The sequence below is a fragment of the Methylobacterium haplocladii genome (genome assembly GCF_007992175.1).
GTDB lineage: Bacteria > Pseudomonadota > Alphaproteobacteria > Rhizobiales > Beijerinckiaceae > Methylobacterium > Methylobacterium haplocladii.
Genome location: NZ_BJZT01000035.1, coordinates 33,634 through 56,778 on the forward strand (window position 1 = coordinate 33,634; position 23,145 = coordinate 56,778).

Consider the following 23,145-nt stretch of genomic DNA (forward strand, 5'->3'; position numbering starts at 1 on the left):
CGCCACCGCGGCCGGCCTCGGCCTCGTGGCCGGTCTGCTCACCGGCTGCGCCGGCGACATGCAGCCCAGCACGGGGCTGCCCAGCCTGTATCTCCCGTTGACCACATCGAGCGCCGCGGTCGACACGACGGCAGCGCGCGACATGATCTCGGCCTATCGCAAGGGTCGTGGCGAGGCTCCGCTCACCGTCGATGCGGATCTGCAGAGGCTCGCCGAGACAGAGGCTGCCGCCATGGCCGTCGCCGACAAGCCGAGCCAGAGCCGCACCGTCAGCGCCGCGATCGGTCGGCTCGGCTACGCATCCCCCGGCGCCAACCTCTCGGCCGGCTATCATACGCTCGCCGAAGCCTTTTCGGGCTGGCGCGACAGCCCTCCGCACAACGCCGTGATGCTGAGCGCGGACGCCACCCGCATGGGCATCGCCACCGCCTACGCGCCGGGCTCGAAGTACAAGGTGTACTGGGCGCTTCTCGTCGCGAAGTAGGCGGGCGGCTTCCTACGGCAGGCCCTTGCCGGCCGGCGTCGGCGGCGCTTCCGACAGCAGCGTCACCGTCACGCGGCGGTTGGCGGCGAGGTATGGGTTGTCCGGAAACATCGGTTCGGTGTCGGCCTTGCCGGTGACGGAGGCGAAGCGGTCGTCGGGCACGCCCGATTGCGCGAGGATGTCGCGCACGCTGATGGCGCGGCCGGCGGACAGCTCCCACGGCGGGGCAGGGGGCCTGCGGCCGGGCTTCTCGCTGGCGGTGTAGCCGGTGACGGTGATGCGGTTCGGCATCTTGGCGAGCGTCGGCGCGAGTTTTTCGAGGATGCGCCGGGTCAGCTCGTTCGGGCGGTTCGAGCCCTCAGGGAACATCGAGCGCCCGTCCTGGTCCACGATCGAGACGTCGAGGCCGCGCTTCGTCGGCGAGACGACGATGTTCTTCGAGAGTTCGGCGATCTCCGACATGTCCTGCATCGCCTGCCGCAGCGAGGCGGCGGCGAGCCCGAAGCCCTCCGGATAGCCGTGGTCGGGAATGCCCTCGTCGAGGTCGAGATCGACCGTCGGCGGTGCGGTGTGGTCGGAGGCCTGCTCCGGTGGGATGTCGCGCTTGTTCTTCACCTTGTCGGCTGTGGGCAGGCCGTCGACCTCGATGATGCCGGCGAAGCGCGAATCCTTGTTCACGCCGAAGGCGTCGCGCATCGAGCCCGCGACGAGCTGCATCTTCTTCTGGTCCTGGGTCGAATAGGCGGCGATCATCACGAAGAAGCTCATCAGGAGCGCCATGAGATCGGCGAAGGTCACGAACCAGCCGTGACCGCCATGCGCGCCGCCGCGCTTCTTCCTGGCCACCGATCTCTCCTCTACGTTCACCTCCGATCCGACTTGTCGGATCGGAGGTGGTCCGCCGCATGAGCGGCGACGCGCGGTCGCGCTTGCGCCACGCTAATAGCGCGGCGGGTCGGCGGGCTCAGGCCGCAGCCTCGGACATGTCCTCGCGGGAATTGTGCGGCAGGTACGCGATGAGCATCTCGCGCACGAGCGTGGCGCTCTTCTGATCGCGGATCAGCAGGATGCCGTCGATGATGAGCGAGCGTGAGACGTCCTCTTCCTCCAGTTTGAGGTGGAGCTTGTCGGCGATCGGCAGCGCGATCATGTTCGCGATCAGCGCGCCGTAGAGGGTGGCGAGCAGCGCGGTCGCCATGGCGGGCCCGAGCTTCGAGGGGTCGGACATGTGTGCGAACATCGTCACCATGCCGAGGATGGTGCCGATCATGCCCCAGGCCGGCGCGCAGTCGCCGAAAGCGCGATAGATCTTCGAGCCCTCGTCGAGATGCATCAGGAAGTTGTCGCGGTCGCGCTCCATCGTGTCGCGGATGAATTCGCGGTCGTAGCCGTCGGCGATATAGCGGGCGCCCTGGGCCAGGAACGGGTCGGAGATCTCCATCGATTCCAGCGCGATCGGGCCGGACCTGCGCACGACCTCGGCAATCTTGGTGATCTCTTCGATGAGCTCGCGCGGCTTCACGGGGCGCATGGTGAACGCGAAGCGCAGGCCCATCGGCAATCCGTGCAGGATCGTCGTGAACGGGAACCGCATCATCGTCGCCATGGTGGCGCCGCCGAAGATCACGATGAAGGCGTGCTTGTCGTAATAGGCGCCGAAATCGCCGCCATCGATCATGATCAGCGTGAAGACGACGCCGAAACCGCCTAGTAGACCGACACCGGTCGCGAGATCCATCACGCGACGCTCGACCCTTGGCCCTGCGCAAATGGCGGAGGAGTGCCATAGGTCTAAAAAATCACACTGAACGAACCGTAAAAGCTCATGCGGCAATCATTCCGCGGGTCATGCAGCGTTCAGCCACGAATTGCGATAAGCCCTTCGTCACGATGCGATAAGGGCCGTCAGAGCCCGGTTCGCACTCGGACGAGGAAACGGCAACCGCGGCTTTCGCCCGGTTTGTTTTTCCGGGGCGGGTTGGGAGCTGTGTCCACCATGTCGATGATTCGGCTCTATGCGCGGGTCATGGGTCTTCTCGGCGCCGACAAGCGCCTTGCGATCGGGCTCGTCTGCGCGAACGTCCTGCTCGCGGTGGCGGCCTTCGCCGAACCGTTGATCATGGGCCGCATCATCGACGGTCTGACCCATCTGACGCGGGGCTCCAACGCCTTCACGACCATGGTGCCGTGGATCGTGGCCTGGGTCGCTTTTGGCATCTTCACCATCGGCGCCGGCGTCACCATCGCCCTGCATTCCGACCGCCTCGCCCATCGCAACCGGCTCTCGACCATGGCCGGCTATTTCGAGCACGTCCTCGACCTGCCGCTCGCCTTCCATTCCGCCAACCATTCCGGCCGCGTGCTCAAGGCGATGCTGGAGGGCACCAATGGCATGTCATGGCTGTGGCTCGGCTTCTTCCGCGATCACTTCGTCGCCCTGGTCTCGCTCGGCGTGCTGCTGCCGATGACGCTGCTCATCAACTGGCAGCTCGGCTCCATCCTCGTCGTGCTCGTGCTCGTCTTCACGGTGCTGACGTCGTTCGTGATGCGCCGTACCGAGCAGCTCCAGGGCAAGGTCGAGGAGTTTCATTCGGGCCTCGCCGCCCACGCCTCGGATGCCATCGGCAACGTCGCCGTGATCCAGTCCTTCACCCGCGCCAAGGCGGAGAAGGAGGCAATGCACGGCATCATCTCGAACCTTCTGAAGGCGCAGATCCCGGTGCTGTCGTGGTGGGCGCTCGCTGCCGTCGCCACCAAGGCCTCGGCGACGCTGACCATGACCGCGATCTTCATCACCGGCATCTTCCTGCACCAGAACGGCGCCGCCACCGTCGGCGAGGTCGTCGCCTTCATGAGCCTCGCCACCATGCTGGTTTCACGCCTCGATCACGTCGTGACCTTCGTCAACGGCCTGTTCCAGCAGGCTCCGAAAATCCGCGAGTTCTTCGAGATCATCGACACCGTGCCGACGGTGCGCGACCGGCCGCATGCCGTACAGGTCGCCCGCTTCGAGGGCGAGGTCAGCTTCGACGACGTCGAGTTCTCGTACGACGGTCGCCGCAAGGCGCTTGCCGGCGTCTCCTTCACGGCCGCCCCGGGGCAGACCATCGCGCTCGTCGGCACCACGGGTTCAGGGAAGTCGACGACGCTCGGCCTGCTGCACCGTAGCTTCGACCCGAGCGCTGGCGCGATCCGCATCGACGACACCGACATCCGCGACATCGGCCTGACCAGCCTGCGCCACAACATCGGCGTGGTCTTCCAGGAGCCGATGCTGTTCGCCCGCTCCATCCGCGAGAACCTCCAGGTCGGCCGCCCGAACGCCACCGACGCCGAGATGCTCGACGCCCTCGACCGTGCCCAAGCCAGCGAGTTCATGGCCCGGCAGATGGACGGCCTCGACACGGTTATCGGCGAGCGCGGCCGCTCGCTTTCCGGCGGCGAGCGCCAGCGCCTGTCGATCGCCCGCGCGCTCCTCAAGAACCCGCCGGTGCTGATCCTCGACGAGGCCACCAGCGCGCTGGACGCCTCCACCGAGCGCAAGCTTCAGGGTGCCCTGGAGGAGGTTATGAAAGGCCGCACCACTTTCGTGATCGCTCACCGCCTCGCGACGATCCGCAACGCCGACCGAATCATGGTCTTTCACGAAGGCCGGATCGTCGAGAGCGGCACGTTCGACGAGCTGGTCGCCCAGGGTGGCCGTTTCACGGAGCTCGCCCGCGCCCAGTTCATGGCGGCTGAGGCGGATGCGATGGCCGAAGAGCCGGTGGCCATCGCCGCCTGACTGCTGCGAAACGTGCGGACTGAGACCGGAGTCGAAGCGGCTGGACGCTTCAGTGGTTCAGTCCCGATACACCTGACCCCGCATGAGCGCACGCCGACAACCTCGACATTGCCGACGCAAAAAAAGGCCTGCCATCCGGAAGGAAAGCAGGCCGATCAGGCGGAGGGATGTCACATAGAGCGTAGGGTCAAAGCGCCGCAGCAGGTTGGGGTTCCGTCGAAGACCCGCGAGAGCGAGTGAATTCTCCGGAAATTCGTGCTGCCACCAGATAAATTCGAGCCCACGGCGGCTGTCTGATAGGCAAAATCCCATCTCCGGTTGCAAAACCGAAGATGGGCCAAAAACGAGCTCTGTATTCTGGCGGCGTTACTTGCCGGAAGCACCCTTCTGCTTTTCCTTGTCAGCCGAGGCGGCGTTCTCCTGCATGTTCTTGTCGGCCGATCCGCCGCCCTTGCTCGACGGCTCCGGCGTGGTGCCAGCAGCGGAGCCGGAGGTCTTTCCGTCCGAACTCTTGCTCTCCTCAGCAAACGCGGCGGGAGCCGCCAAAAGGCCGAGCGCGAGTACTGCGCCGAGACCGGCGCGCGACATCATCTTGGTCATTGAGCGTTTCCCTGAATTTCAGCGATCTGAGCGGTGCGCAGCGAGACGCACACAATTGCCGCCGTTTGATCAACCGCGAACATCCGCATAAAGTTCACGGCATTCCTGCTCGATGATCCTGGCGTGCTCAAATGTACGTTTATGTACGATTGGAGGCGTGCGTAATCGTATCGGGACAACGATTAGTTTAGCCGCATGCAATCGTAAAATCAGTGTCCGGCCCGCCTCCGCAACACCAGCGCGCCGATCCGCGCCAGTGCCCCCGAGAGCGTGCGGACGATCCGGGCGGTCGGGCCTCCGGTCGCGCGCAGGGCGAGGACCGAGTGCATCAGCGTGTCCGGTAACCCCACTTCCGGCTCCAGCCGCTCCCCGAACACGGCGATCTCGCCGACGTCGAATTCGGTCCCCGGCAGAACATCGATCCGGACGAAGCGCGTCGGCAGGGGACAGCCCGTCCGGTACGTGAAGAGCGTCGCGTCCGGGCCATCCGGCCGGGCCTCGACGACGTCCGATCCCGACACCGTAACCCAATCGACCGCGTCGCCCGAGACGTCGATCGAGAACGATCCGGGCTCGGTGGTGCCGGACCGGTCGCGCACCGTGATGGCATTGACCGATCGAACGGCCTCCCATCCGATCTGCCAGCGGACGATCCGGCCGTCGGCGCGCCGCGCCTTGACCGTGCCCTGTCCCGCCATGTCCTCGCCGAACGCGGCCGGACCCGAGCGCGTCGGCCAAAGCGGCCTCGGAACGCGCGCCGCGGCCTGCGGCGAGATCCGGCCCGCGCGGAACGCATCGGCGATCCGGGCGAGTTCGCCGGCCATCCAGGCCGGATCGGCGATGACCATGGCCACCGCGAACCCCGCCACAGTGCCCGGCTCCTCCCGCAGCCCGTCGATGACGTGCAGGAACAGGCTCCGGTTGCCGCAGACCCGGTCGATCAGGGCCTGGTTGCTCGACGCCGCGAGGTTGTTCGAGAGGGTGCAGAGCTGCTGGCCGCCGCGGAACGCCGTCGTGTGGAAGGCGGAACTGGCAAAACCCATGGCGATGCGCGCACGCGACCAGAGCCGGAGCTGTTCGGCGAAGCCGAGGCGTTCGGGATGTACCGTGGCGACGCCGTGGCGCGCGAGCGCCTCGGTCAGCTCGATCTCGTTGACGATGGTACGGTTGCCGGAGGCGATCAGCGCCTTCGACAGCCAGACATCGGCCTGCGGCGGAGTCTCGGCGGCAGCCCCGCCGAGAACATGGTCGCCGATCCTCCGCATCATCGCGTGATAGGCCGGCGAGGCGGAAAAGTTCTCGACGAAGGACGGTTCGGCGATGGTCAGCGACGGAAACCGGAACGGTCCCTCGACCCGCACGAGCTGCTCGCGCCGCACGCCGAGTGCCTCCAGACAGAGCCGGATGTAGTCGATCCGAAACAGCGCCTCCGGATCGTCGGTCCCGACATAGGCGATGCGGGTGGCACCGTCCGCGTGCTGTGCCAGCGCCCAGAGCCGCGCTAGAGTGCCCACCAGAAAATGCCCGAAATGGACCTGGAACAGCCCGAGCCAGAACACGTCGCCGCCCGGCATGCAGGATGACGCGGCCGGCGGCTCGATCGCGAGCGGGCCGCCGACGCTGGCGTGGTCCGGGAAGGCGCGGAAGAACCCGCTGTCCTCGATCATCCGACCGGAGCGGTCGTAGATCGACCAATGGTGCAGAAACACGTCCCGGTGGCGCACGACGCGCAGCGCGTCCTCGACCACGTTGCACTGGCCCCACAGGATCGGGCACTTCGCGAGCATCATGGCTAGTCGGCCCGCGCGCCGGCTGCCTCGATCTGCCGCGCCTTCATTCGCGCCTGGAGGCGCTGGCGGCGGGCGGCGATGACCGTGCCGTTGATCTCGCCGCCGAACAGGAACATCGCCGCGAGCCAGTAGAGGAACACCAGGAACACCATCGCCGTGGCGAGGCCGCCATAGGTCGAGACGTAGGCGTTCGAGAAGCGGTCAAGATAGAAGCCGAAGCCGAGCCCGGCGAGGAACCAAAGCACCAGCGTCACCGCGATGCCCGGCAGCACCGCGAGCAGCGGACGCCGCCCGGCCGCGACGAACTTGTGCGCGATGACGAGCACGACGGCGATCAGCAGAGCCGTGATGCCAATCCGCCCGATCGTGACGGTGAGCCCAAGGGATTCGAGTCCCGGCGCCACGAACACCGCCTGCCGCCAGAGCAGCGGCCCGAGCACCACCAGCAGCGCGAAGGCGAGCATCGCGAAGGCGCCGCAGATCACGTAGCCGATCGATTCGAGCCGGGTCAGCCACCACGATCGCATCTCGCGCCGGCCGTAGGCGCGATTGAGGCCGACGCGTAGCGATTCGACCCCTGACGAGGAGAAGTAGAGGGCCAGCACGGCGCCGAGGGTCAGCACGCCGCCGCGCTGCTCGGTGAGCACGCGGTGGACCTCTCCGGCGATGGGATTGGCGACCTCGCGCGGCAGGGCATCGAAGAGCAGCGTGCCGGCATCGTCCGCCAGCGATTTCGAGCCGAGCAGGCCGGCGAGCGCCGCGAGCAGGATCAGAAACGGAAACAGCGAGGTCAGCAGCGAAAGCGCGATGTGGCTGGCGATGGCCCAGCCGTCATGGGCGACGAAGCGCTGGGCGGCGACGCCAGCGACGTCGAGGCTCTTGCGGAAGCGGTTCACGTTGGGGGCGGCTTCGTGCTGTCCAGGTGCCCGTGGGTGGGCTTTGTGCCGACTTACGCGGAATGAGCACCGGCCCGTCAACGTGGCAGCGAGGGGCATTACGTTTGCCGGCCTGCGGTGGCGTCCCGGTCACAGCCCGCGCATGCCAGACCGCCGGGCCTCGCGGTTGCATCGCCCTTTCCGGCATGGTGGAGGCCTCGGATCATGCCGAGGACCTCCGCCGGGCTATACGCCGCCCTGATCCCAAGCTTGTTCGTGGTGATCTGGGCGACCGGGTTCGTCACCGCCCGGCTCGTTGCGCCGCATGCCGAGCCGCTGGCCTTCGTCGCCTTGCGCGTCGTGGCGACCGCCCTTGTGCTCGCCGCGATCGCTCGGGTCCGGCATGTACGCTGGCCCTCGGGGCGCGCGTGGTGCGATGCCTCGATCGGCGGCGTGCTGATGCAGGGCGTCTACATCGCCGGGGTATTCTGGGCCGTGCATCGCGGCCTGCCGGCCGGCATCGCCGCGCTCGTCGGCAGCCTGCAGCCGCTGCTGACCGCCGCCATCGCCGGACCGATGCTCGGCGAGCATGTCGGCGGCCGGCGCTGGGCCGGCATCGGCGCAGGCTTTTTCGGCGCGGCCCTGGTGCTGGCGCCGAAGCTCGGCGCGGTCGACGCCTCGGGCATTCCGCCCGTGGCGCTCGGCGTCTGTCTCGGCGCGATGGCCGCGATGACCCTCGGAACGCTGTGGCAGAAGCGCACGGGCGGCGGTGTCGACCTGCTCGCCAATGCCACGATCCAGTTCACCGGCGCCTCGCTGCTGATGGTGCCGCTGGCAGCCCTGTTCGGCGAATGGCGCTTCGATCCCGGCTGGCCGCTCGGCTTGGGCTTCGCGTGGTCCGTGTTCGGCAACTCGGTCGCCGGCATCCTGCTGCTGATGGTGCTGATCCGGCGCGGGGCGGTTGCGGGCGTCGCCTCGCTCTTCTTCCTGGTGCCGCCGGTCTCCGCCGTAATGGCCTACCTCCTCTTCGGTGAGGCGCTGAGCCCGGTGCAGATCGCGGGCATGGCGGTGGCGGCCGGTGGTGTTGCGTTGGCCAGCCGAGGCTGACTGCATTTTGCATTCAGCTGGGATCGCGGCGCAGCCGGGCAACAAACCTCTACTGCGGCACCGATCCACCCTATAATGACCCTCAAGGATTTCATTTCACGAGAGAGTTGAGACATGGCCGCCTCCCCCGCCGTTCGCCCCGACAACGACACCCAGGACCTCGTCGGCCTGACCCGCGATGCGGCGGACTCCGCGAAGAAGCTCGTCGCCGAGGCGACCGCGCGCGTCCGCAAGCTGATCCTGACGCCTGAGGGTAAGGTCGACGCGGCCAAGCTCGAGGCCGAGCAGCATGCCGCCCACGGCCTTGCCTGGCTTGCGACCTACGGCGAAGCGGTGCGCGAGCTCTCCGGCTACGCCGAGCGCCTGAAGTCCGAGGGCCGGCTCGGCGAGACCGAGATCCTCCTCGTGAAGATCGGCGCCGGCGAATATCTCGACCAGATGTTCGGCGGCATTCCGATGAGCCAGGGCGAGATGGTGCGCCCGACCTCGTCCCTCGGCTTCCAGCAGAGCGAACTCGCGCAGTACCGCACAGAGGCGGTCGAGGCTGTGATCGCCGACGGCAACACGGCGGCCAACCGGAAGGCGCTCGTCGCCAAGATCCGCGAAGGCTCGGGCTCTGCCACGATCGGCGATTCCGGTCTCGACGAGGACATGGAGGCTATCCGCTCCGAGATGCGCCGCTTCGGCAAGGCCGAGGTGGTCGACCAGGCGCACGAGTGGCACCTGAAGAACGACTACATCCCGATGGAGATCGTGGAGAAGATGGCCGAGCTCGGCGTCTTCGGACTGACGATCCCCGAGGAATACGGCGGCATGGGCCTTCCGAAGATCTCGATGTGCGTCGTCTCCGAGGAACTGTCGCGCGCCTATATTGGCGTCGGCTCGCTCGGCACCCGCACCGAGATCGCGGCCGAGCTGATCCTCGGCGGCGGCACCGAGGAGCAGAAGCAGCGCTTCCTGCCGAAGCTCGCCTCCGGCGAGATCCTGCCCACCGCCGTCTTCACCGAGCCGAACACGGGGTCCGACCTCGCCTCGCTCCGCACCCGCGGCACGAAGGAGGGCGATGTCTGGAAGATCAACGGCAACAAGACCTGGATCACGCACCCCGTGCGTGCCGACATCATGACGGTGCTGGTGCGCACCAAGCCCGAGGAGAAGGGCCATCGCGGCCTCTCCATGCTCATCGCCGAGAAGCCGCGCGGCACCGACGAGGAGCCCTTCCCGGTGGAGGGTCTGTCCGGCGGCGAGATCCACGTACTCGGCTATCGCGGCATGAAGGAATACGAGCTGTCCTTCGAGGACTTCTCGGTTCCCGGCAACAACCTGCTCGGCGACGTCGAGGGCAAGGGCTTTGCCCAGCTCATGCAGACCTTCGAATCCGCCCGCATCCAGACCGCGGCCCGTGCCATCGGCGTCGCCCAGTCGGCGCTTGATGTCGGCCTGCGCTACGCCGAGGAGCGGGTGCAGTTCGGCAAGCCGCTGGTCGAGTTTCCCCGCGTCGCCGACAAGCTCGCGATGATGGCGGTGGAGATCAACATCGCCCGCCAGCTCACCTACTTCTCCGCCCGGGAGAAGGACGAGGGCAAGCGCTGCGATCTCGAAGCCGGTATGGCTAAGCTCCTCGGTGCCCGCGTCGCCTGGGCGGCCGCCGACAACGCCCTGCAGATCCACGGCGGCAACGGCTTCGCGCTCGAGTATCAGGTGAGCCGCCTGCTCTGCGACGCCCGCATCCTCTCGATCTTCGAAGGCGCCGCCGAGATTCAGGCGCAGGTGATCGCGCGGCGGTTGTTGGAGCAGTAAGCGGCCCGAGAGACGCGACGTCGAACGAAAAGCGCCGGGGTATCCACCCCGGCGTTTTTCGTCTGGTACCAAGGTCTGGGCTACTTCGTGATCTTCACCGAGACCGGGTCGCTCGAAGGAAACGTTTCCTCGAGGGCCTCGTCGAGGCGGTCTTCCATCTTGCCTTGCGTGTTGGCGGCATTGGACTTGTCGCCCGTCGGTGTGTCGCTCGGACGCTTGCCGTGCTCGTCGGCCTTATTGTTGCCGGCCGGATCCTTGGCTGTCGTCTCGGACATGTCGGTCGCTCGCTACTCTGAGGCCGCACCTGAATCGCGGTGCGCGTGCCCCCTCAACGCAGCGCGTGGGGCGGTGTTTCCGTGCCGATCGGCGGTGGACGGCGGACGGGTGCCGCGGCGTTGCCCCGGCGCTGGCCCACGGCCTCGCGGGCCACGCGCTCGTAGACCTGCTCCAGCCGGTCGAGATGGGCATCGACACTGAGCGGGCCGGACCAGTAGCGCTCGTGCGCCTGCCGGCTCAGCCGGTCGGCCAGCGCGTCGTCCTTCAGCCGAGACAGATGCGCCGCGAGCGCAGCCGGATCGCCCGAGCGGAACCAGAAGCCGTTCTCGCCGTCCTCGATCGCCTCGCGGCCGGCACAGGCATCGCTCACGATCACCGGGCAGCCGACGGCCAGCGCCTCGTAGACGGTGAGCGGCTGGCCCTCGTACCAGATGCTCGGGAACACCAGCGCGCGGGCCTCCCGCATCAGTGCTTGCACCGCCTCCGGCTGCTTCCAGCCGAGCATGAGGCTCTCGGGGTAGCGCGCCTTGAGATCGGCGGCGCTCGGCCCGTCGCCGACGAAGACCGGCCGCACTCCGGCCCGGCGCGCCGCTTCCGCGAAGATCGGCGCGCCCTTCTCGGTAGAGATGCGGCCGACGAACAGGAAGTCGCCGGGCGGCCCGGAGCGGGGCGGGGCCTGGGCCACCGAGATCGGGTTGTCGACGCGGTGAAACACCGTCGTTCCGGGTAGCAGAGGCGCGATCACGCGCTCCTGCAAGGCGCTGATCGTGATCACGTGGCGAAACAAGTCGGGCAGGCGGGCCACATGGTCGAGCCCGGCATGGCGCACGACCCGCAGCAGCTTGCGTGGGTAAGAACGCGCGTCGCAATTCGTGCCGAGGCAGGAGAGCGACATCGGCGTGCGGTGGCAGATCGTTTCCGCCGGGTAGTCGTAGAAGCCGCCATTGGGACAGACCAGAAAGAACTCGTGCATCGTGTAGAGGCACGGTAGGCCCGATGCCCGGATCGGCAGGCCGATCGAAGGCGACAGCGACTTGGCGAAGGCGTGGACATGCACCAGCGTGTCGGCCGAATCATAGTGCCGCAGCTCCTTGGCGAGGGCGGCGGCGGCCTTGCGGTTCCAGATCGCCTGGGTCGCGAAGGCGAGCTTGTTCGTGGTGGAGGCGATGTCGTCCTGCCCGAGGCAGACGACGCGGATGCCGGCCGGCGCGAGCCGCGGATCGACCGGGCCGACGGCCGCAAAGACCGTGACGGCGTGCCCCCGCGATCGCAGCCCCAACGCCGAGTCGAGGGCGACTTTCGCCTGCCCTCCATTGATGTGGGCGTGATCGAGAACCAGGACGACACGCACGACGGCAGCCGATCATTCCGGAAGAAGTCGATCATCTTTACCGGTCGGCAGTTGATCGCGCGTAAACCCGGAGACGATCCGGGCCACGCTACGCCCGGCGACCGGGGCACCCTGCCATGCATGTCGTGATCCTCGCCGAATTCGCCGTGGCCAGCGGTGGCGCGGAGAAGGTCGCCGTGGAATCGGCCCGCGGCTTGGCGGAGGCCGGCATCGCCGTCAGCTTCATCCAGGCGATCGACGGGCCGGCCGACGCGCTGCTCGACCATCCCCGGATCCACCGAATCGGGCTCGGCCTCGACGACGTCTGGTCGCTGCCGGCCTGGAAGGGTGCGGTCACCGGCATCTGGCACGCCGAGGCCGCCCGCCGGCTCGCCACCACCCTCGACGCGCTGCCTGTGACGCCCAACTGCATCCACCTGCACCAATGGACCCGCGCGCTGTCGCCGGCGGTGCTCCCGGTGCTGCTGGCGCGCGGCGTACCGGTAGCGTTGACCCTCCACGACTACTTCCTGGCCTGCCCGAACGGGCTCTACTACCGTTTCGACCAGGCCGAGCCCTGCACGTTGAAGCCGCTGTCAGCGTCCTGCGTCACCGCCGCCTGCGATCCGAAGAGCCGGCTGCACAAGCTCGTGCGCGTCGCCCGCTCGGCCGCGATGCGAACCGCGATCGGCGCCGGGCGCCTCGACGTCATCCATGTCTGCGACGCGAGCGTCGGGCGGGCCGGCGCGCTGCTCGCCGGCTTCGACCTACGGCATCATCGCCTCGACAATCCGGTGCGTACGCCGAAGGGACCGCCGGCCGATCCGGCCAAGGGCGACGCCATCGCCTATGTCGGCCGCCTGACGCGGGAGAAGGGCGCAGACCTCGTGGCCGATGCGGCGCGGCAGGCTGGGATTCCGGCGCTCTTCATCGGGGCCGGTCCGCTGGAAGCGCGTCTGCGGGCGACGCCCGGCGTCGAAGTGCTCGGCTGGCGGAGCCCGGCGGAGGTCGAGGCGATCCTGCGCAGCCGCGCCCGCGCCGTCTGCGCGCCCTCGCGCTGGTACGAGACCGGTCCGCTCACGATCTACGAGGCGCTTGCCGCCGGCATCCCGGCGATTGCCTCGACGCATTCAGGCGCGTCCGAAAAGGTCGAGGATGGGGTGAGCGGGTTTGCCGTCGCACCGGATGTCGCGGCACTCGCGGCTGCCTTCGCGCGAATCACCGACGATGAAATGGTGCAACGCACAGGCCAAGCGGCCCACGAACGCTATTGGGCTGCCCCGATGACGCTGACGGCGCATGCCGCCGGCCTGATTCGAATCTACGAAACAATGATGCGTGGCATTGCACCGAAGCTCAGTGGTGCCGCTTCGGATCCCGCATTCAATCTCGCGGCGGGGTGCCAGAGGGCGGAGACGAATTTATCGCTACGCTGACAGTTGCCGGCTACTGTCATCTCTTCGATCTGCATGTTTGACCGCCGGCAGCGCAGGCTGCTAGCCTGCAAGTGGGCGAATTCGGTTCCACATCAATTGCATGGTCGCTCGGGACAGGTCGCGAAGGCCCTCTTGAATCGGTCTTGACTTCCATATTGCACTGCAACATATCTCCACCTGTCGGACGCGACGAGTCGCCGTGGGCCGACCGAATTCCACAGGAGAGATTGCTTTGGCTACGCAAGGTTTCGAGATCCCGACCGAGTTCCGCGATTTTGCCGATAAGAGCGTCGATCAGGCCCGCAACGCCTTCGGCAGCTTCCTGAGCGGTGCCGTGAAGACGTCCGAGCAGCTGCAGAGCACCGGCGTCAACGTTCAGTCGACCGTGCACGCCGCCGTGCTCAAGGGCATCGACCATGCCCAGACGAACGCGAACGCCACCTTCGACTTCACGCAGAAGCTCGTTCGTGCCCGCGACCTCCGCGAGGCCTTCGAGATCCAGTCCGAATACGTGAAGTCCCAGTTCGCCGCCCTCCAGGCGCAGGCGAAGGACTACGGCGCGCTGGCCCAGAAGGCCGCGCATTAAGGCGCTTCGCGCCTGACGGGTCCGCTCGATCGATCGGACCCGTAAGACAGAGCATCTCCCGGCGAACCCGCGACCGGTCCGGCCGCGGGTTCGGCCCCAGGGAGAGGAGGCGGTCTGGAATCCGCTTTGTGAGATTCCGGCATCGCGCCTCGCAGCAATACGAAACGACGAGGAGGCGGGCTGATGGCGACGCACACTGAACCGACGCGGAAATCCGAGACGGCTGCGAAGGACGCGCCTGCCAAGGATGCAAAGCCCGTGACGAAGCCGGCCGCCGAGGCCATCGCGAAGGCCGCGCAGAAGCCGCCGACCAAGGTCGAGCAGGCTCCGTCGCCGCAAAAGACCGCCGCGAAGCCGGATCCGACCCCGGCTCCGAAGGCTGCCCCGACCGCAGCCGCTACGCCGGGCAAGCATCAGGACAAGAGCCAGGACAAGACCGGGACGGCGGCGACCTTCCGTCCCCCGGCACCGAAGACCGAGACGGCTGGGCTGAAGCCCGTTGCAACGAAGGAAGCGGCTCCCGCTCCGACGACGGCCAAGTCTCCCGCGGCCAAGGCTCCCGAGGCGAAGACCGAGCCCGCGAAATCCGCTTCCGTCGCGAGCAAGCCGGCTGCGGACGTCAACCCGACGCCGAAGGCGGCGGAGGCGGCGACCACCGCCGTGACGCCCGCCAATTCCAATGCGAAGGCCCCCGCTGCCAAGGCCGATCCGGTCGCGGAGCCGGCTTCGGGGAAGGCAGCGACACAACCGCGCTCCGCACCGGAGCCTGTCGCCGCCAAGCCGGTGGCTGCCAAGGCCAAGACTGCCGAGGCCCCGGCTCCGAAAGCACCGGATGTCGAGCCGGTCGTCGCAGCGATCGCCAAGCCTGCGGCGATCGCCGCCAAGGCGTCCGCCAGCTTCGGCGTCGGTGCGTCTTCGGCCCAGATCACCGAGATCAACGAGACCGTGCTCGCCTTCGTCCGCAAGGAAGGCGAGGCGGCGCTCGCTCACATGCAGGCACTCACCAAGGTGAAGTCGCCGGCAGAACTGATCCGCCTCCAAGTCGGCGAGTTCCAGCGCGCGGCGGATTCCTCGCTCAGCTGCATCAGCACCATCGTGCGCAGCGCGAGCCGTTTTGGCGGTGCGCGTCTTCCCTGACGGACGCGCACGCGAAGCCACGCACGTGCCCGATTCGGCGTGATAGACAGCCCGGAAGCCTCATCGCCTTCGGGAGACTGCCATGCCACGTTCGCCGCTCACGCCGGGCCGCGCCCTAGCCGCTGCCCTGACCGCCGCGGCCTGCATCGCACCGCTGCCCGTCGCCGCTCAGATGGCGGCGACGCCTGAGAAGGTGCCCCCGCTCTCGAAGGGCGAGATCCAGCTTTCCTTCGCGCCGATCGTGAAGCGGGCCGCTCCCTCGGTGGTCAACGTCTACGCCACGCATGTCGAGAAGCGGAACGCCCGCTCCAACGCCATGGCGGAGTTCATGCGCCGCTTCTTCGGCGAGGACGCGCCGGGCCGCGGCTCCGGCGGAATGCCGGGCGAGCGGGCGCAGCGCTCCCTGGGGTCCGGCGTGATCGTCGATGCCTCAGGCCTCGTGATCACCAACAACCACGTCATCGACAACATGAACGAGGTGAAGGTCTCGCTCGCCGACCGCCGCGAATTCGAGGCAACGATCGTCCTGCGCGATCCGCGCACGGATCTCGCCGTGCTCAAGATCAAGGCGCCCGCTGACGTCGCGCCGATGCCGATCGGCGATTCCGACCATCTCGAGGTCGGCGACTTCGTGATGGCGATCGGCAACCCCTTCGGCGTCGGCCAGACCGTGACGCAGGGCATCATCTCGGCGCTGGCGCGCACGCAGGTCGGCTCGTCCGACTACCAATTCTTCATCCAGACCGACGCCGCGATCAATCCGGGCAACTCGGGCGGCGCGCTGGTCGACCTCAAGGGCCATCTCGTCGGCGTCAATACCGCGATCTACTCGCAATCGGGCGGTAGCCACGGCATCGGCTTCGCTATCCCCGCAAGCATGATCCGCGCCGTGGTCGACACCGCCAAGGGCGGCGGCTCGACCGTGCGGCGCCCCTGGCTCGGCGCGCGCCTGCAGACGGTGACGCCGGACATCGCCGAGAGCGTCGGCCTCGACCGGCCGACCGGCGTGCTGGTGGCCAGCATGCAGGCGAAGAGCCCGGCGGAGGAATCCGGCCTCAAGCGCGGCGACGTCGTTCTGGCCATCGACGGCCAGCAGGTCGACGACCCGGAGGCCTTCGGCTACCGCTTCGCCCTGAAGGGGACGACGGGCAAGACGACCCTCAGCATCCAGCGCGGCACGAAGAAGCAGACCGTCGAGGTCAAGCTCGGCTCCGCCCCCGAGACGCGGCCCCGGGACGCGCTGAAGGTGAAGAGCCGTTCGCCCTTCGTGGGAGCGACCCTCGTCAACACGTCGCCTGCGGTCGCGGAAGAAATCCAGGTCGATTTCCCGGCGGAAGGCGTCGCGGTCGCCGAGGTCGACGAGGGCTCCATCGCCGGTCGCGCCGGCTTCAAGAAGGGCGACGTCATCGTCGCCATCAACGGCAGCGCCGTCTCCTCGACCAAGGATCTCGAGCGCATGACCCGCGACAGCCTCGGCGTCTGGGAGGTCTCGATCAACCGCGGCGGCGAGGTGATGACGTCGGTGTTTCGGGGGTAGTCGTCAGTTCCACGGGCCGCGCCGTGATGGGTCCCGAGATCCCACCCACCGCGCGTCGCTGAACCGTGCAGGCGCCGAAGGCATCCCGCCGACTAACTGCCGCAGGGCTGCGACCCGATCGCGCGTCGGCGGGTGCGTCGAAAACAGCGCGTCGATGCCGCCGCCGGTCAGTGGGTTCACGATGAACATCGGCGCGGTAGCCGGGTGGCTCTCGGCGGACGGGCTCATCACTTGGCTCACGCCCGCCTCGATCCGCTCGAGCGCCGAGGCGAGCCAGAGCGGGTTGCCGCAGATCGCGGCGCCCTCACGGTCGGCCTCGTATTCGCGGGCGCGGCTGATTGCGAACTGCACGATCATCGCGGCGAAGGGTGCGGCGATGGCGGCGGCGATCGAGACGAGCGGGTTCGGCCGGGCGTCGCCACGGCCACCGAACAGGAAGCCGAACTGCGCCAGCGTCGCGATGGCGCCGGCGAGGGTCGCCGAGACCGTCATGATCAGCGTGTCGCGGTTCTTGATATGCGCCAGTTCGTGCGCCATCACGGCCGCCACCTCCTCCCGGCTCAAGGCATTCAGCAGGCCTGTCGTCGCCGCGACCGCCGCGTTCTGCGGATTGCGTCCGGTGGCGAAGGCGTTGGGCTGCGGATCGTCGACGAGGTGGACCCGCGGCATCGGCAGGCCGGCCCGGCCGGCGAGGTCGCGCACCATCGCCACGAGTTCCGGCGCACTTTGCGCATCGACCTCGCGGGCGCCATGGGCGTTGAGGGCCAGGCTGTCGGAGCGCCAATAGGCGTAGAGGTTCGTCAGCACGGCCATGCCGAGCGCCAGCACCATCCCCTTGGCTCCACCGAGCGCCAGCCCGACCGCGCCGAAGAGGGCGGTCAGGCCGGCAAGCAGGATGGCGGTCTTCACAAAGTTCATCGGGTCGCCACCGCGCCGGTCTGCATGCCCCCAAAATGGGCGCTCGGCTCAAGCTGCGAAAGACATGCGGGAATAAGGATCGATACGCCGCATCGATGCTGCCGCTGTGGGCGCATGGCTGGATGGGCTTGCAGAGCCGTCGTGCCGGAGTGTTGATGCGCCGATGTCCGACCTCTTCGCCTCCGCCGGCCTCGACAACACCGCGCCGCGCCCGCTAGCCGACCGCCTTCGCCCGCAGACGCTCGCCGAGGTGGTCGGCCAGGAGCATCTGACCGGCCCGGGCGGGTCGCTCTCGCGTCTGCTGGCCTCGAAGGCGCTGGGTTCGCTGATCTTCTGGGGGCCGCCCGGCACCGGGAAGACCACCGTGGCGCGGCTGCTCGCCCACGAGGTCGACCTGCACTTCGAGCAGATCTCCGCGATCTTTTCCGGCGTCGCCGACCTGCGAAAGGTATTCGAGGCGGCGCGCGGGCGGCGCTCCACGGGACGTGGCACGCTGCTCTTCGTCGACGAGATCCACCGCTTCAACCGCGCGCAGCTCGATGCCTTCCTGCCGGTGATGGAGGACGGCACCGTCACTCTCGTCGGCGCGACCACGGAAAACCCGTCTTTCGAGCTGAACGCCGCGCTGCTGTCCCGCGCTCGCGTCCTGCTGTTTCGCGCCCTTGATGCGGCGGCCATCGCCAAGCTGCTCTCCCGCGCCGAGGATCTGACGAAACAACCTCTGCCCCTCGACGAGGAGGCCCGCGCCGTCCTCGTGCGCATGGCCGACGGCGACGGCCGCGCCTCGCTGACGCTGGCGGAAGAGGTCTGGCGCTCGGCAAAGCCCGGCGAGACTCTCGACGCGACGACGCTTCAGGACCTCGTCCAGCGCCGCGCCCCGATCTACGACAAGGCGCAGGAGGGTCACTACAACCTGATCTCGGCGCTGCATAAGACCGTGCGCGGCTCGGACCCGGACGCCGCGCTCTACTACCTCTGCCGGATGCTCGATGGCGGCGAGGACCGTCTGTTCATCGCCCGCCGGCTGGTTCGCATGGCGGTGGAGGATATCGGGCTAGCCGATCCGCAGGCGCTGGTGATCGCCAACGCGGCCAAAGACGCCTTCGACTTCCTCGGCTCGCCGGAAGGTGAACTCGCGCTCGCCCAGGCCACGGTGTATCTGGCCTGCGCGCCCAAATCGAACGCCGTCTACAACGCCTACAAGGCCGCCACGAAGGTTGCCAAGGAGCACGGCTCGCTGCCGCCGCCCCGCGTCATCCTCAACGCGCCGACGAAACTCATGAAGACCATCGGTTACGGCGACAGCTACCGCTACGACCATGACGAGCCGGACGCGTTTTCGGGACAGGATTACTGGCCGGAACAGCTCGACCGCCAGCAATTCTACCTGCCGACGGATCGCGGGATGGAGACTCGCTACCGTGAGCGGCTGGCTTATTGGGAGAGGTTGAGGCAGGAGCGGCGAGGGGATGGGTAGGGCCGGAATTCGAGCCTAAAGCCCCAACGCGGTCAGCCCCGCATGATCCGCCGGGCGCGGGCCGGAGCGGTCCCAGTGGAACAGGCGCTCGCTCTCCTGGATCGGCAGATCGTTGATGCTGGCATGGCGCACCTGCATCAGGCCGTGGGCGTCGAACTCCCAGTTCTCGTTGCCGTAGGCGCGGAACCACTGTCCGGCTGCATCATGGAATTCGTAGGCGAAGCGGACCGCGATGCGGTTGTCGTCATGCGCCCAGATCTCCTTGATCAGCCGGTACTCGTGCTCGCGCTCCCACTTCTTGGTGAGGAAGGCGACGATGGCCGGGCGGCCCTGAAAGATGTCGGAGCGGTTCCGCCAGCGGCTGTCGGCTGTGTAGGCAAGCGAGACCTTTTCCGGATTACGCCCGTTCCATCCGTCCTCGGCGGCGCGGACCTTCTTGACCGCGGTTTCGAGCGTGAACGGCGGCAGGGGTGGTCGGGTCTCGGTCATCGCGTCATCCCAGGACGAGGTCGGCGTCGAGCCGATGGGTGCCGATGATCGGCCTCATCGTCAATGGCGACGGCTCGCGCGTCGTCACGCTGCTGCCCCCATGCTAGTCGAACCGCACCGGCACACAGGGACACCCGACATCGATGCAGGCCTACCGCTCGCTCGCGACCACCTTCTCCCGGCTCGGCGCACTGGATGACGCCGGTGGTATCTTGAGCTGGGACACGCAGACGCTGATGCCGGACGGGGCGTCGGATACCCGGGGTGAACAGCTCGCCACGCTGAGCGTCCTCTCGCACGAGCTGCTCACGGCGCCATCGACGGCAGACCGTCTCTCGGAGGCCGAGGCGGATGTCTCGGCTCTCGGCGAATGGGAGCGGGCGAACCTGCGCGAGATGCGCCGGGTCCACACCCACGCCTCCGCCGTGCCGGGCGATCTTGTGGAGGCCAGCTCGAAGGCGTCGACCAAGTCGGAAATGGTCTGGCGCGAGGCGCGCCGGAATGCCGATTTCGCGAGCCTGAAGCCGCACCTCGCCGAGGTCCTGCGGCTGCAGCGCCTCGTCGGCGAGGCCAAGGGCGCGGTGCTCGGCCTCTCACCTTATGACGCGCTGCTGGACGGCTATGATCCGGGCATGCGCCGCGCCCGCATCGACTCGTTGTTTGCGGAGTTGCGCGCGACGCTGCCGGGTCTCGTCCAGCAGGCACAGGCGCGGCAAACGTCGCAGCCACCGGCCGTGCCGCTGCCCGGCCCGTTTCCCATCGAGAGCCAGAAGGCGCTCGGCCTGTCGCTGATGCGCGCGGCCGGCTTCGACTTTTCGCGGGGGCGGCTCGACGTCAGCCTGCATCCGTTCTGCGGCGGCGCCACCGACGACGTGCGCATCACCACCCGCTACGACGAGGACGACGCAACGCGCGCCGTGATGGGCGTGATGCACGAGACCGGTCACGCCCTCTACGAGCAGGGCCGCCCGTCCGCCTGGCGCCACCAGCCGGTCGGGCATGCGCGAGGCATGAGCCTTCACGAGAGCCAGTCGCTGCTGATCGAGATGCAGGCCTGCCGTACTCGGGAATTCTCGGAGTTTCTCGCGCCACGCCTCCGCGACGCCTTCCAGGGGCAGGGCGCGGAATGGAACGCCGAGAATGTCCACCGGCTCTACACGCGGGTGGAGCCCGGCTTCATCCGCGTCGATGCCGACGAGTGCACCTATCCGGCGCACATCCTGCTCCGCTACGAGCTGGAGACGGCGATGATCGCCGGCGATCTCGCCGTCGCCGACCTGCCGGGCGCCTTCAACGACGGCATGAAGCGGCTGCTCGGTCTCGACGTGCCGAACGACCGCCTCGGCTGCCTGCAGGACATCCACTGGCCCGGCGGCAGCTTCGGCTATTTTCCGACCTATACGCTCGGGGCGATGGGCGCGGCTCAGCTGTTCAAGGCGGCCTGTTCCGCCCTGCCGGGCATCCGGCCGGCGCTGGCGCAGGGCGATTTTTCGGAGCTGCGCGGCTGGCTGCGCGACAACGTCCATTCCAATGGCAGCCTGCTGCAGACCGACGAGCTGCTCGTCGCCGCGACCGGCAAGCCGCTCGGGGCAGAGGATTTTCTGGCCCATCTCGACCGGCGCTATGTCGCCGACGCCGCCGTGGCCTGACGCCGAAAAAGGCGCCCGCCGGTAGACCGGCCGGGCGGTACCCTGTAGGCAGCCGCCCCCTCACGTAGAAACGGCCGGAGACCTTCGCGCATGGCGGCCTGCGGCCTCGATTTCGGTACCTCCAACACCACCCTCGGCCTCGCCACGGCGGGGCGGCCCTCGCTGCTGCCCCTGGAGGGGGAGCACCGCACGATCCCGAGCGCAATCTTCTTCCGGCCGGGGCATGACGCCGTGATCGGGCGCGCGGCGATCTCGGCCTATGTCGAGGGCGAGCCGGGCCGGCTGATGCGCAGCCTGAAGTCGGTGCTCGGCTCGAGCCTGATCGAGGAGAGCACGCCGGTCGGGCGCGAGCGCCTGCGTTTCCGCGAGGTCATCGCCCGCTATCTCGCCGCGGTGAAGGCACGGGCGGAGGCTGCCGGCGGGATCGAGCTCGACACGGTCGTTCACGGCCGTCCCGTACACTTCGTCGACGGCGACGAGGCCGGCGACCGCAAGGCTGAGGAGACCCTCCGCGCCATCGCCGGCGAGGTCGGCTTTCGCCATGTTCGCTTCCAGTACGAGCCGATCGCGGCGGCGCTCGACTACGAGCAATCGGTCGCGCACGAGGAAATCGCGCTGATCGCCGATATCGGCGGCGGCACCTCGGACTTTTCCATCGTCCGACTCTCGCCCGAGCGGCACCGCCGCACGGAGCGGGCCGGGGACATCCTCGCCAATGACGGCGTGCGCATCGGCGGCACGGATTTCGATCGCCGGCTCAGCCTCGGTACGGTGATGCCGCTGATGGGGCTCGGCAGCCCGATGAAGCGCGCCGATCTCCTCGTGCCGAACGGCTATTTCCACGACCTGGCTACCTGGTCGAGCATCAATCGGCTCTACGACCGCAAGGTGTTTCGCGAGCTCGAGGAGGTCTCGCGCGATGCGGCCCGACCCGAGCTGATCGACCGCCTGCGCACGGTGGTCGAGGCCGAGCGCGGCCATGCACTGGCCATGGCGGTGGAGGCAGCGAAGATCGCGGCCTCCGACAGCGACGACGGCCGCATCGACCTTGATTGGGTCGAGCGGGGTCTCGCCGTCCCGGTCGACCGCCGGAACCTCGCTGGGCAGACCGCTGCGCTATCGGAGCGCGTCGCCGAGCGGATCGGACGCTGCCTGGCCCAGGCCGGGCTCGCGGCCGACGCCATCGACGCGATCTTCCTGACCGGTGGTTCGACCGGGCTGCCGCATGTCCGCGCGGCGCTCTGCGCCTGCGTGCCCGAGGCGCGGGTTGTCGACGGCGACACCTTCGGCTCGGTCGGCGTCGGGCTGGCGATCGAGGCGGCGCGTCAGTTCGGGCCGGTCAGAGCCCTGGCGCGCGCCGCCGCGGGCTGAACGTCAGCCGGCATGGGCGCGCTGGAGTTCGGCGAGGTCGAGCTTCACCATGCCCATCATCGCGTCCATCGCGCGCTTTGCGGCGGCGCGGTCGGGATCGTTGAACAGCGCGAACATCCCGCCCGGGATGATCTGCCAAGACAGGCCGAAGCGATCCTTCAGCCAGCCGCATCGTGAGGCCTTGCCGCCGTCGAGCAGCTTCTCCCACAGATCGTCCACCTCGGCCTGATCCGCGCACGTGACCATGAACGAAACGGCCTCCGTAAACTGGAAGTGCGGGCCGCCGTTGATCGCCATGAACGGCTGCCCCTCGAGTTCCCAGGAGCCGCTGAGCATCCGCCGCTCGGCTCCATCGCCGATCATCTGCATCGGTCCGCCCTTCGAGTTGGCGAAGACCGAGCGATAGAAGGCGATCGCCTCTTCGGCCTGAGAGTCGAACCACAGGAACGGCGTGATGGTCGGCATGGCGGGTCTCCGTTGGGTTGGCCTTCCGCCAAGG

General features: G+C 68.1%; 21 protein-coding genes. 11 read left to right on the top strand and 10 right to left on the bottom strand.

Going from position 1 to position 23,145, the window contains the following annotated elements:
• Window positions 1-58: 58 nt before the first annotated feature.
• Window positions 59-484 carry a CAP domain-containing protein gene (locus MHA02_RS15870; RefSeq protein WP_147080505.1) on the top strand — a complete coding sequence of 142 codons (426 nt, stop codon included), beginning with the start codon at window positions 59-61 and terminating at the stop codon, window positions 482-484.
• A gap of 12 nt (window positions 485-496) precedes the next feature.
• On the opposite strand, the gene MHA02_RS15875 is transcribed toward MHA02_RS15870, so the two are convergent.
• Window positions 497-1,330, bottom strand: a complete 834-nt coding sequence (locus MHA02_RS15875; RefSeq protein ID WP_147080376.1) for an OmpA/MotB family protein — start codon at window positions 1,328-1,330, stop codon at window positions 497-499.
• Window positions 1,331-1,448: 118 nt separating this feature from the next.
• Window positions 1,449-2,222 (bottom strand): motility protein A, encoded by a 774-nt coding sequence (locus MHA02_RS15880; RefSeq protein ID WP_147080378.1) that lies wholly within the window; start codon window positions 2,220-2,222, stop codon window positions 1,449-1,451.
• A gap of 258 nt (window positions 2,223-2,480) precedes the next feature.
• Here MHA02_RS15880 and MHA02_RS15885 point away from each other — a divergent pair, with 258 nt between their 5' ends.
• Window positions 2,481-4,268, top strand: a complete 1,788-nt coding sequence (locus MHA02_RS15885; RefSeq protein ID WP_147080380.1) for a glucan ABC transporter ATP-binding protein/ permease — start codon at window positions 2,481-2,483, stop codon at window positions 4,266-4,268.
• A gap of 366 nt (window positions 4,269-4,634) precedes the next feature.
• Here the strand turns inward: MHA02_RS15885 and MHA02_RS15890 are convergent, their stop codons facing one another.
• The 3 genes from MHA02_RS15890 to MHA02_RS15900 form a co-directional block, all read right to left on the bottom strand.
• Window positions 4,635-4,859, bottom strand: coding sequence for a hypothetical protein (locus tag MHA02_RS15890; protein ID WP_170249305.1), 225 nt, complete (start codon window positions 4,857-4,859; stop codon window positions 4,635-4,637).
• A gap of 218 nt (window positions 4,860-5,077) precedes the next feature.
• Entirely contained in the window at window positions 5,078-6,658 is a 1,581-nt protein-coding gene (locus tag MHA02_RS15895) for a glycosyltransferase family 61 protein (protein ID WP_147080384.1), read from the bottom strand.
• A 2-nt stretch (window positions 6,659-6,660) separates the two neighbouring features.
• Window positions 6,661-7,554, bottom strand: a complete 894-nt coding sequence (locus MHA02_RS15900) for a YihY/virulence factor BrkB family protein (RefSeq protein ID WP_238180218.1) — start codon at window positions 7,552-7,554, stop codon at window positions 6,661-6,663.
• A gap of 204 nt (window positions 7,555-7,758) precedes the next feature.
• On the opposite strand from MHA02_RS15900, the gene MHA02_RS15905 reads away from it, so the two are divergent.
• Window positions 7,759-8,640, top strand: coding sequence for a DMT family transporter (locus MHA02_RS15905; protein WP_147080388.1), 882 nt, complete (start codon window positions 7,759-7,761; stop codon window positions 8,638-8,640).
• A gap of 114 nt (window positions 8,641-8,754) precedes the next feature.
• Window positions 8,755-10,440 carry an acyl-CoA dehydrogenase family protein gene (locus MHA02_RS15910; RefSeq protein ID WP_147080390.1) on the top strand — a complete coding sequence of 562 codons (1,686 nt, stop codon included), beginning with the start codon at window positions 8,755-8,757 and terminating at the stop codon, window positions 10,438-10,440.
• An 80-nt stretch (window positions 10,441-10,520) separates the two neighbouring features.
• On the opposite strand, the gene MHA02_RS15915 is transcribed toward MHA02_RS15910, so the two are convergent.
• Entirely contained in the window at window positions 10,521-10,715 is a 195-nt protein-coding gene (locus MHA02_RS15915; RefSeq protein WP_147080392.1) for a hypothetical protein, read from the bottom strand.
• A 53-nt stretch (window positions 10,716-10,768) separates the two neighbouring features.
• Window positions 10,769-12,067, bottom strand: coding sequence for a glycosyltransferase family 4 protein (locus MHA02_RS15920; RefSeq protein ID WP_147080394.1), 1,299 nt, complete (start codon window positions 12,065-12,067; stop codon window positions 10,769-10,771).
• A gap of 116 nt (window positions 12,068-12,183) precedes the next feature.
• On the opposite strand from MHA02_RS15920, the gene MHA02_RS15925 reads away from it, so the two are divergent.
• From MHA02_RS15925 to MHA02_RS15940, 4 genes are all read left to right on the top strand, one after another.
• Window positions 12,184-13,482, top strand: a complete 1,299-nt coding sequence (locus MHA02_RS15925) for a glycosyltransferase (RefSeq protein WP_147080396.1) — start codon at window positions 12,184-12,186, stop codon at window positions 13,480-13,482.
• Window positions 13,483-13,714: 232 nt separating this feature from the next.
• Window positions 13,715-14,068 (top strand): phasin, encoded by a 354-nt coding sequence (locus MHA02_RS15930; protein ID WP_147080398.1) that lies wholly within the window; start codon window positions 13,715-13,717, stop codon window positions 14,066-14,068.
• Window positions 14,069-14,251: 183 nt separating this feature from the next.
• Window positions 14,252-15,205: a phasin family protein gene (locus MHA02_RS22405; RefSeq protein ID WP_147080400.1), complete on the top strand. Its 954-nt coding sequence runs from the start codon at window positions 14,252-14,254 to the stop codon at window positions 15,203-15,205.
• A gap of 82 nt (window positions 15,206-15,287) precedes the next feature.
• Window positions 15,288-16,742: a DegQ family serine endoprotease gene (locus MHA02_RS15940; RefSeq protein WP_147080402.1), complete on the top strand. Its 1,455-nt coding sequence runs from the start codon at window positions 15,288-15,290 to the stop codon at window positions 16,740-16,742.
• A gap of 3 nt (window positions 16,743-16,745) precedes the next feature.
• Here the strand turns inward: MHA02_RS15940 and htpX are convergent, their stop codons facing one another.
• Window positions 16,746-17,660, bottom strand: coding sequence for a zinc metalloprotease HtpX (gene htpX / locus MHA02_RS15945; RefSeq protein WP_147080404.1), 915 nt, complete (start codon window positions 17,658-17,660; stop codon window positions 16,746-16,748).
• Window positions 17,661-17,823: 163 nt separating this feature from the next.
• Between htpX and MHA02_RS15950 the strand changes: the two genes are divergently transcribed.
• Window positions 17,824-19,137, top strand: coding sequence for a replication-associated recombination protein A (locus tag MHA02_RS15950; protein ID WP_147080406.1), 1,314 nt, complete (start codon window positions 17,824-17,826; stop codon window positions 19,135-19,137).
• Window positions 19,138-19,152: 15 nt separating this feature from the next.
• Here MHA02_RS15950 and MHA02_RS15955 read toward each other — a convergent pair whose 3' ends face one another.
• The gene (locus MHA02_RS15955; protein ID WP_147080408.1) at window positions 19,153-19,626 is read right to left on the bottom strand and encodes a nuclear transport factor 2 family protein; all 474 of its coding nucleotides are present in this window, start codon (window positions 19,624-19,626) and stop codon (window positions 19,153-19,155) included.
• Between the two features lie 143 nt (window positions 19,627-19,769).
• On the opposite strand from MHA02_RS15955, the gene MHA02_RS15960 reads away from it, so the two are divergent.
• Window positions 19,770-21,275 carry a carboxypeptidase M32 gene (locus MHA02_RS15960; RefSeq protein WP_147080410.1) on the top strand — a complete coding sequence of 502 codons (1,506 nt, stop codon included), beginning with the start codon at window positions 19,770-19,772 and terminating at the stop codon, window positions 21,273-21,275.
• A 90-nt stretch (window positions 21,276-21,365) separates the two neighbouring features.
• Window positions 21,366-22,646: an Hsp70 family protein gene (locus tag MHA02_RS15965; protein ID WP_147080412.1), complete on the top strand. Its 1,281-nt coding sequence runs from the start codon at window positions 21,366-21,368 to the stop codon at window positions 22,644-22,646.
• Between the two features lie 3 nt (window positions 22,647-22,649).
• Here the strand turns inward: MHA02_RS15965 and MHA02_RS15970 are convergent, their stop codons facing one another.
• On the bottom strand, window positions 22,650-23,111 hold the full coding sequence (locus MHA02_RS15970) for a VOC family protein (RefSeq protein WP_147080414.1): 462 nt from the start codon (window positions 23,109-23,111) through the stop codon (window positions 22,650-22,652).
• Window positions 23,112-23,145 lie beyond the last annotated feature (34 nt).

Excerpts from the sequence above, each read along its gene's own strand:
- MHA02_RS15870 (WP_147080505.1), top strand. The coding sequence starts at position 59 with ATGCAGCCCAGCACGGGGCTGCCCAGCCTGTATCTCCCGTTGACCACA.
- MHA02_RS15880 (WP_147080378.1), bottom strand. The coding sequence starts at position 2,222 with ATGGATCTCGCGACCGGTGTCGGTCTACTAGGCGGTTTCGGCGTCGTC.
- MHA02_RS15885 (WP_147080380.1), top strand. The coding sequence starts at position 2,481 with ATGTCGATGATTCGGCTCTATGCGCGGGTCATGGGTCTTCTCGGCGCC.
- MHA02_RS15890 (WP_170249305.1), bottom strand. The coding sequence starts at position 4,859 with ATGATGTCGCGCGCCGGTCTCGGCGCAGTACTCGCGCTCGGCCTTTTG.
- MHA02_RS15895 (WP_147080384.1), bottom strand. The coding sequence starts at position 6,658 with ATGATGCTCGCGAAGTGCCCGATCCTGTGGGGCCAGTGCAACGTGGTC.
- MHA02_RS15905 (WP_147080388.1), top strand. The coding sequence starts at position 7,759 with ATGCCGAGGACCTCCGCCGGGCTATACGCCGCCCTGATCCCAAGCTTG.
- MHA02_RS15910 (WP_147080390.1), top strand. The coding sequence starts at position 8,755 with ATGGCCGCCTCCCCCGCCGTTCGCCCCGACAACGACACCCAGGACCTC.
- MHA02_RS15915 (WP_147080392.1), bottom strand. The coding sequence starts at position 10,715 with ATGTCCGAGACGACAGCCAAGGATCCGGCCGGCAACAATAAGGCCGAC.
- MHA02_RS15925 (WP_147080396.1), top strand. The coding sequence starts at position 12,184 with ATGCATGTCGTGATCCTCGCCGAATTCGCCGTGGCCAGCGGTGGCGCG.
- MHA02_RS22405 (WP_147080400.1), top strand. The coding sequence starts at position 14,252 with ATGGCGACGCACACTGAACCGACGCGGAAATCCGAGACGGCTGCGAAG.
- MHA02_RS15940 (WP_147080402.1), top strand. The coding sequence starts at position 15,288 with ATGCCACGTTCGCCGCTCACGCCGGGCCGCGCCCTAGCCGCTGCCCTG.
- htpX (WP_147080404.1), bottom strand. The coding sequence starts at position 17,660 with ATGAACTTTGTGAAGACCGCCATCCTGCTTGCCGGCCTGACCGCCCTC.
- MHA02_RS15950 (WP_147080406.1), top strand. The coding sequence starts at position 17,824 with ATGTCCGACCTCTTCGCCTCCGCCGGCCTCGACAACACCGCGCCGCGC.
- MHA02_RS15955 (WP_147080408.1), bottom strand. The coding sequence starts at position 19,626 with ATGACCGAGACCCGACCACCCCTGCCGCCGTTCACGCTCGAAACCGCG.
- MHA02_RS15960 (WP_147080410.1), top strand. The coding sequence starts at position 19,770 with ATGCAGGCCTACCGCTCGCTCGCGACCACCTTCTCCCGGCTCGGCGCA.
- MHA02_RS15965 (WP_147080412.1), top strand. The coding sequence starts at position 21,366 with ATGGCGGCCTGCGGCCTCGATTTCGGTACCTCCAACACCACCCTCGGC.
- MHA02_RS15970 (WP_147080414.1), bottom strand. The coding sequence starts at position 23,111 with ATGCCGACCATCACGCCGTTCCTGTGGTTCGACTCTCAGGCCGAAGAG.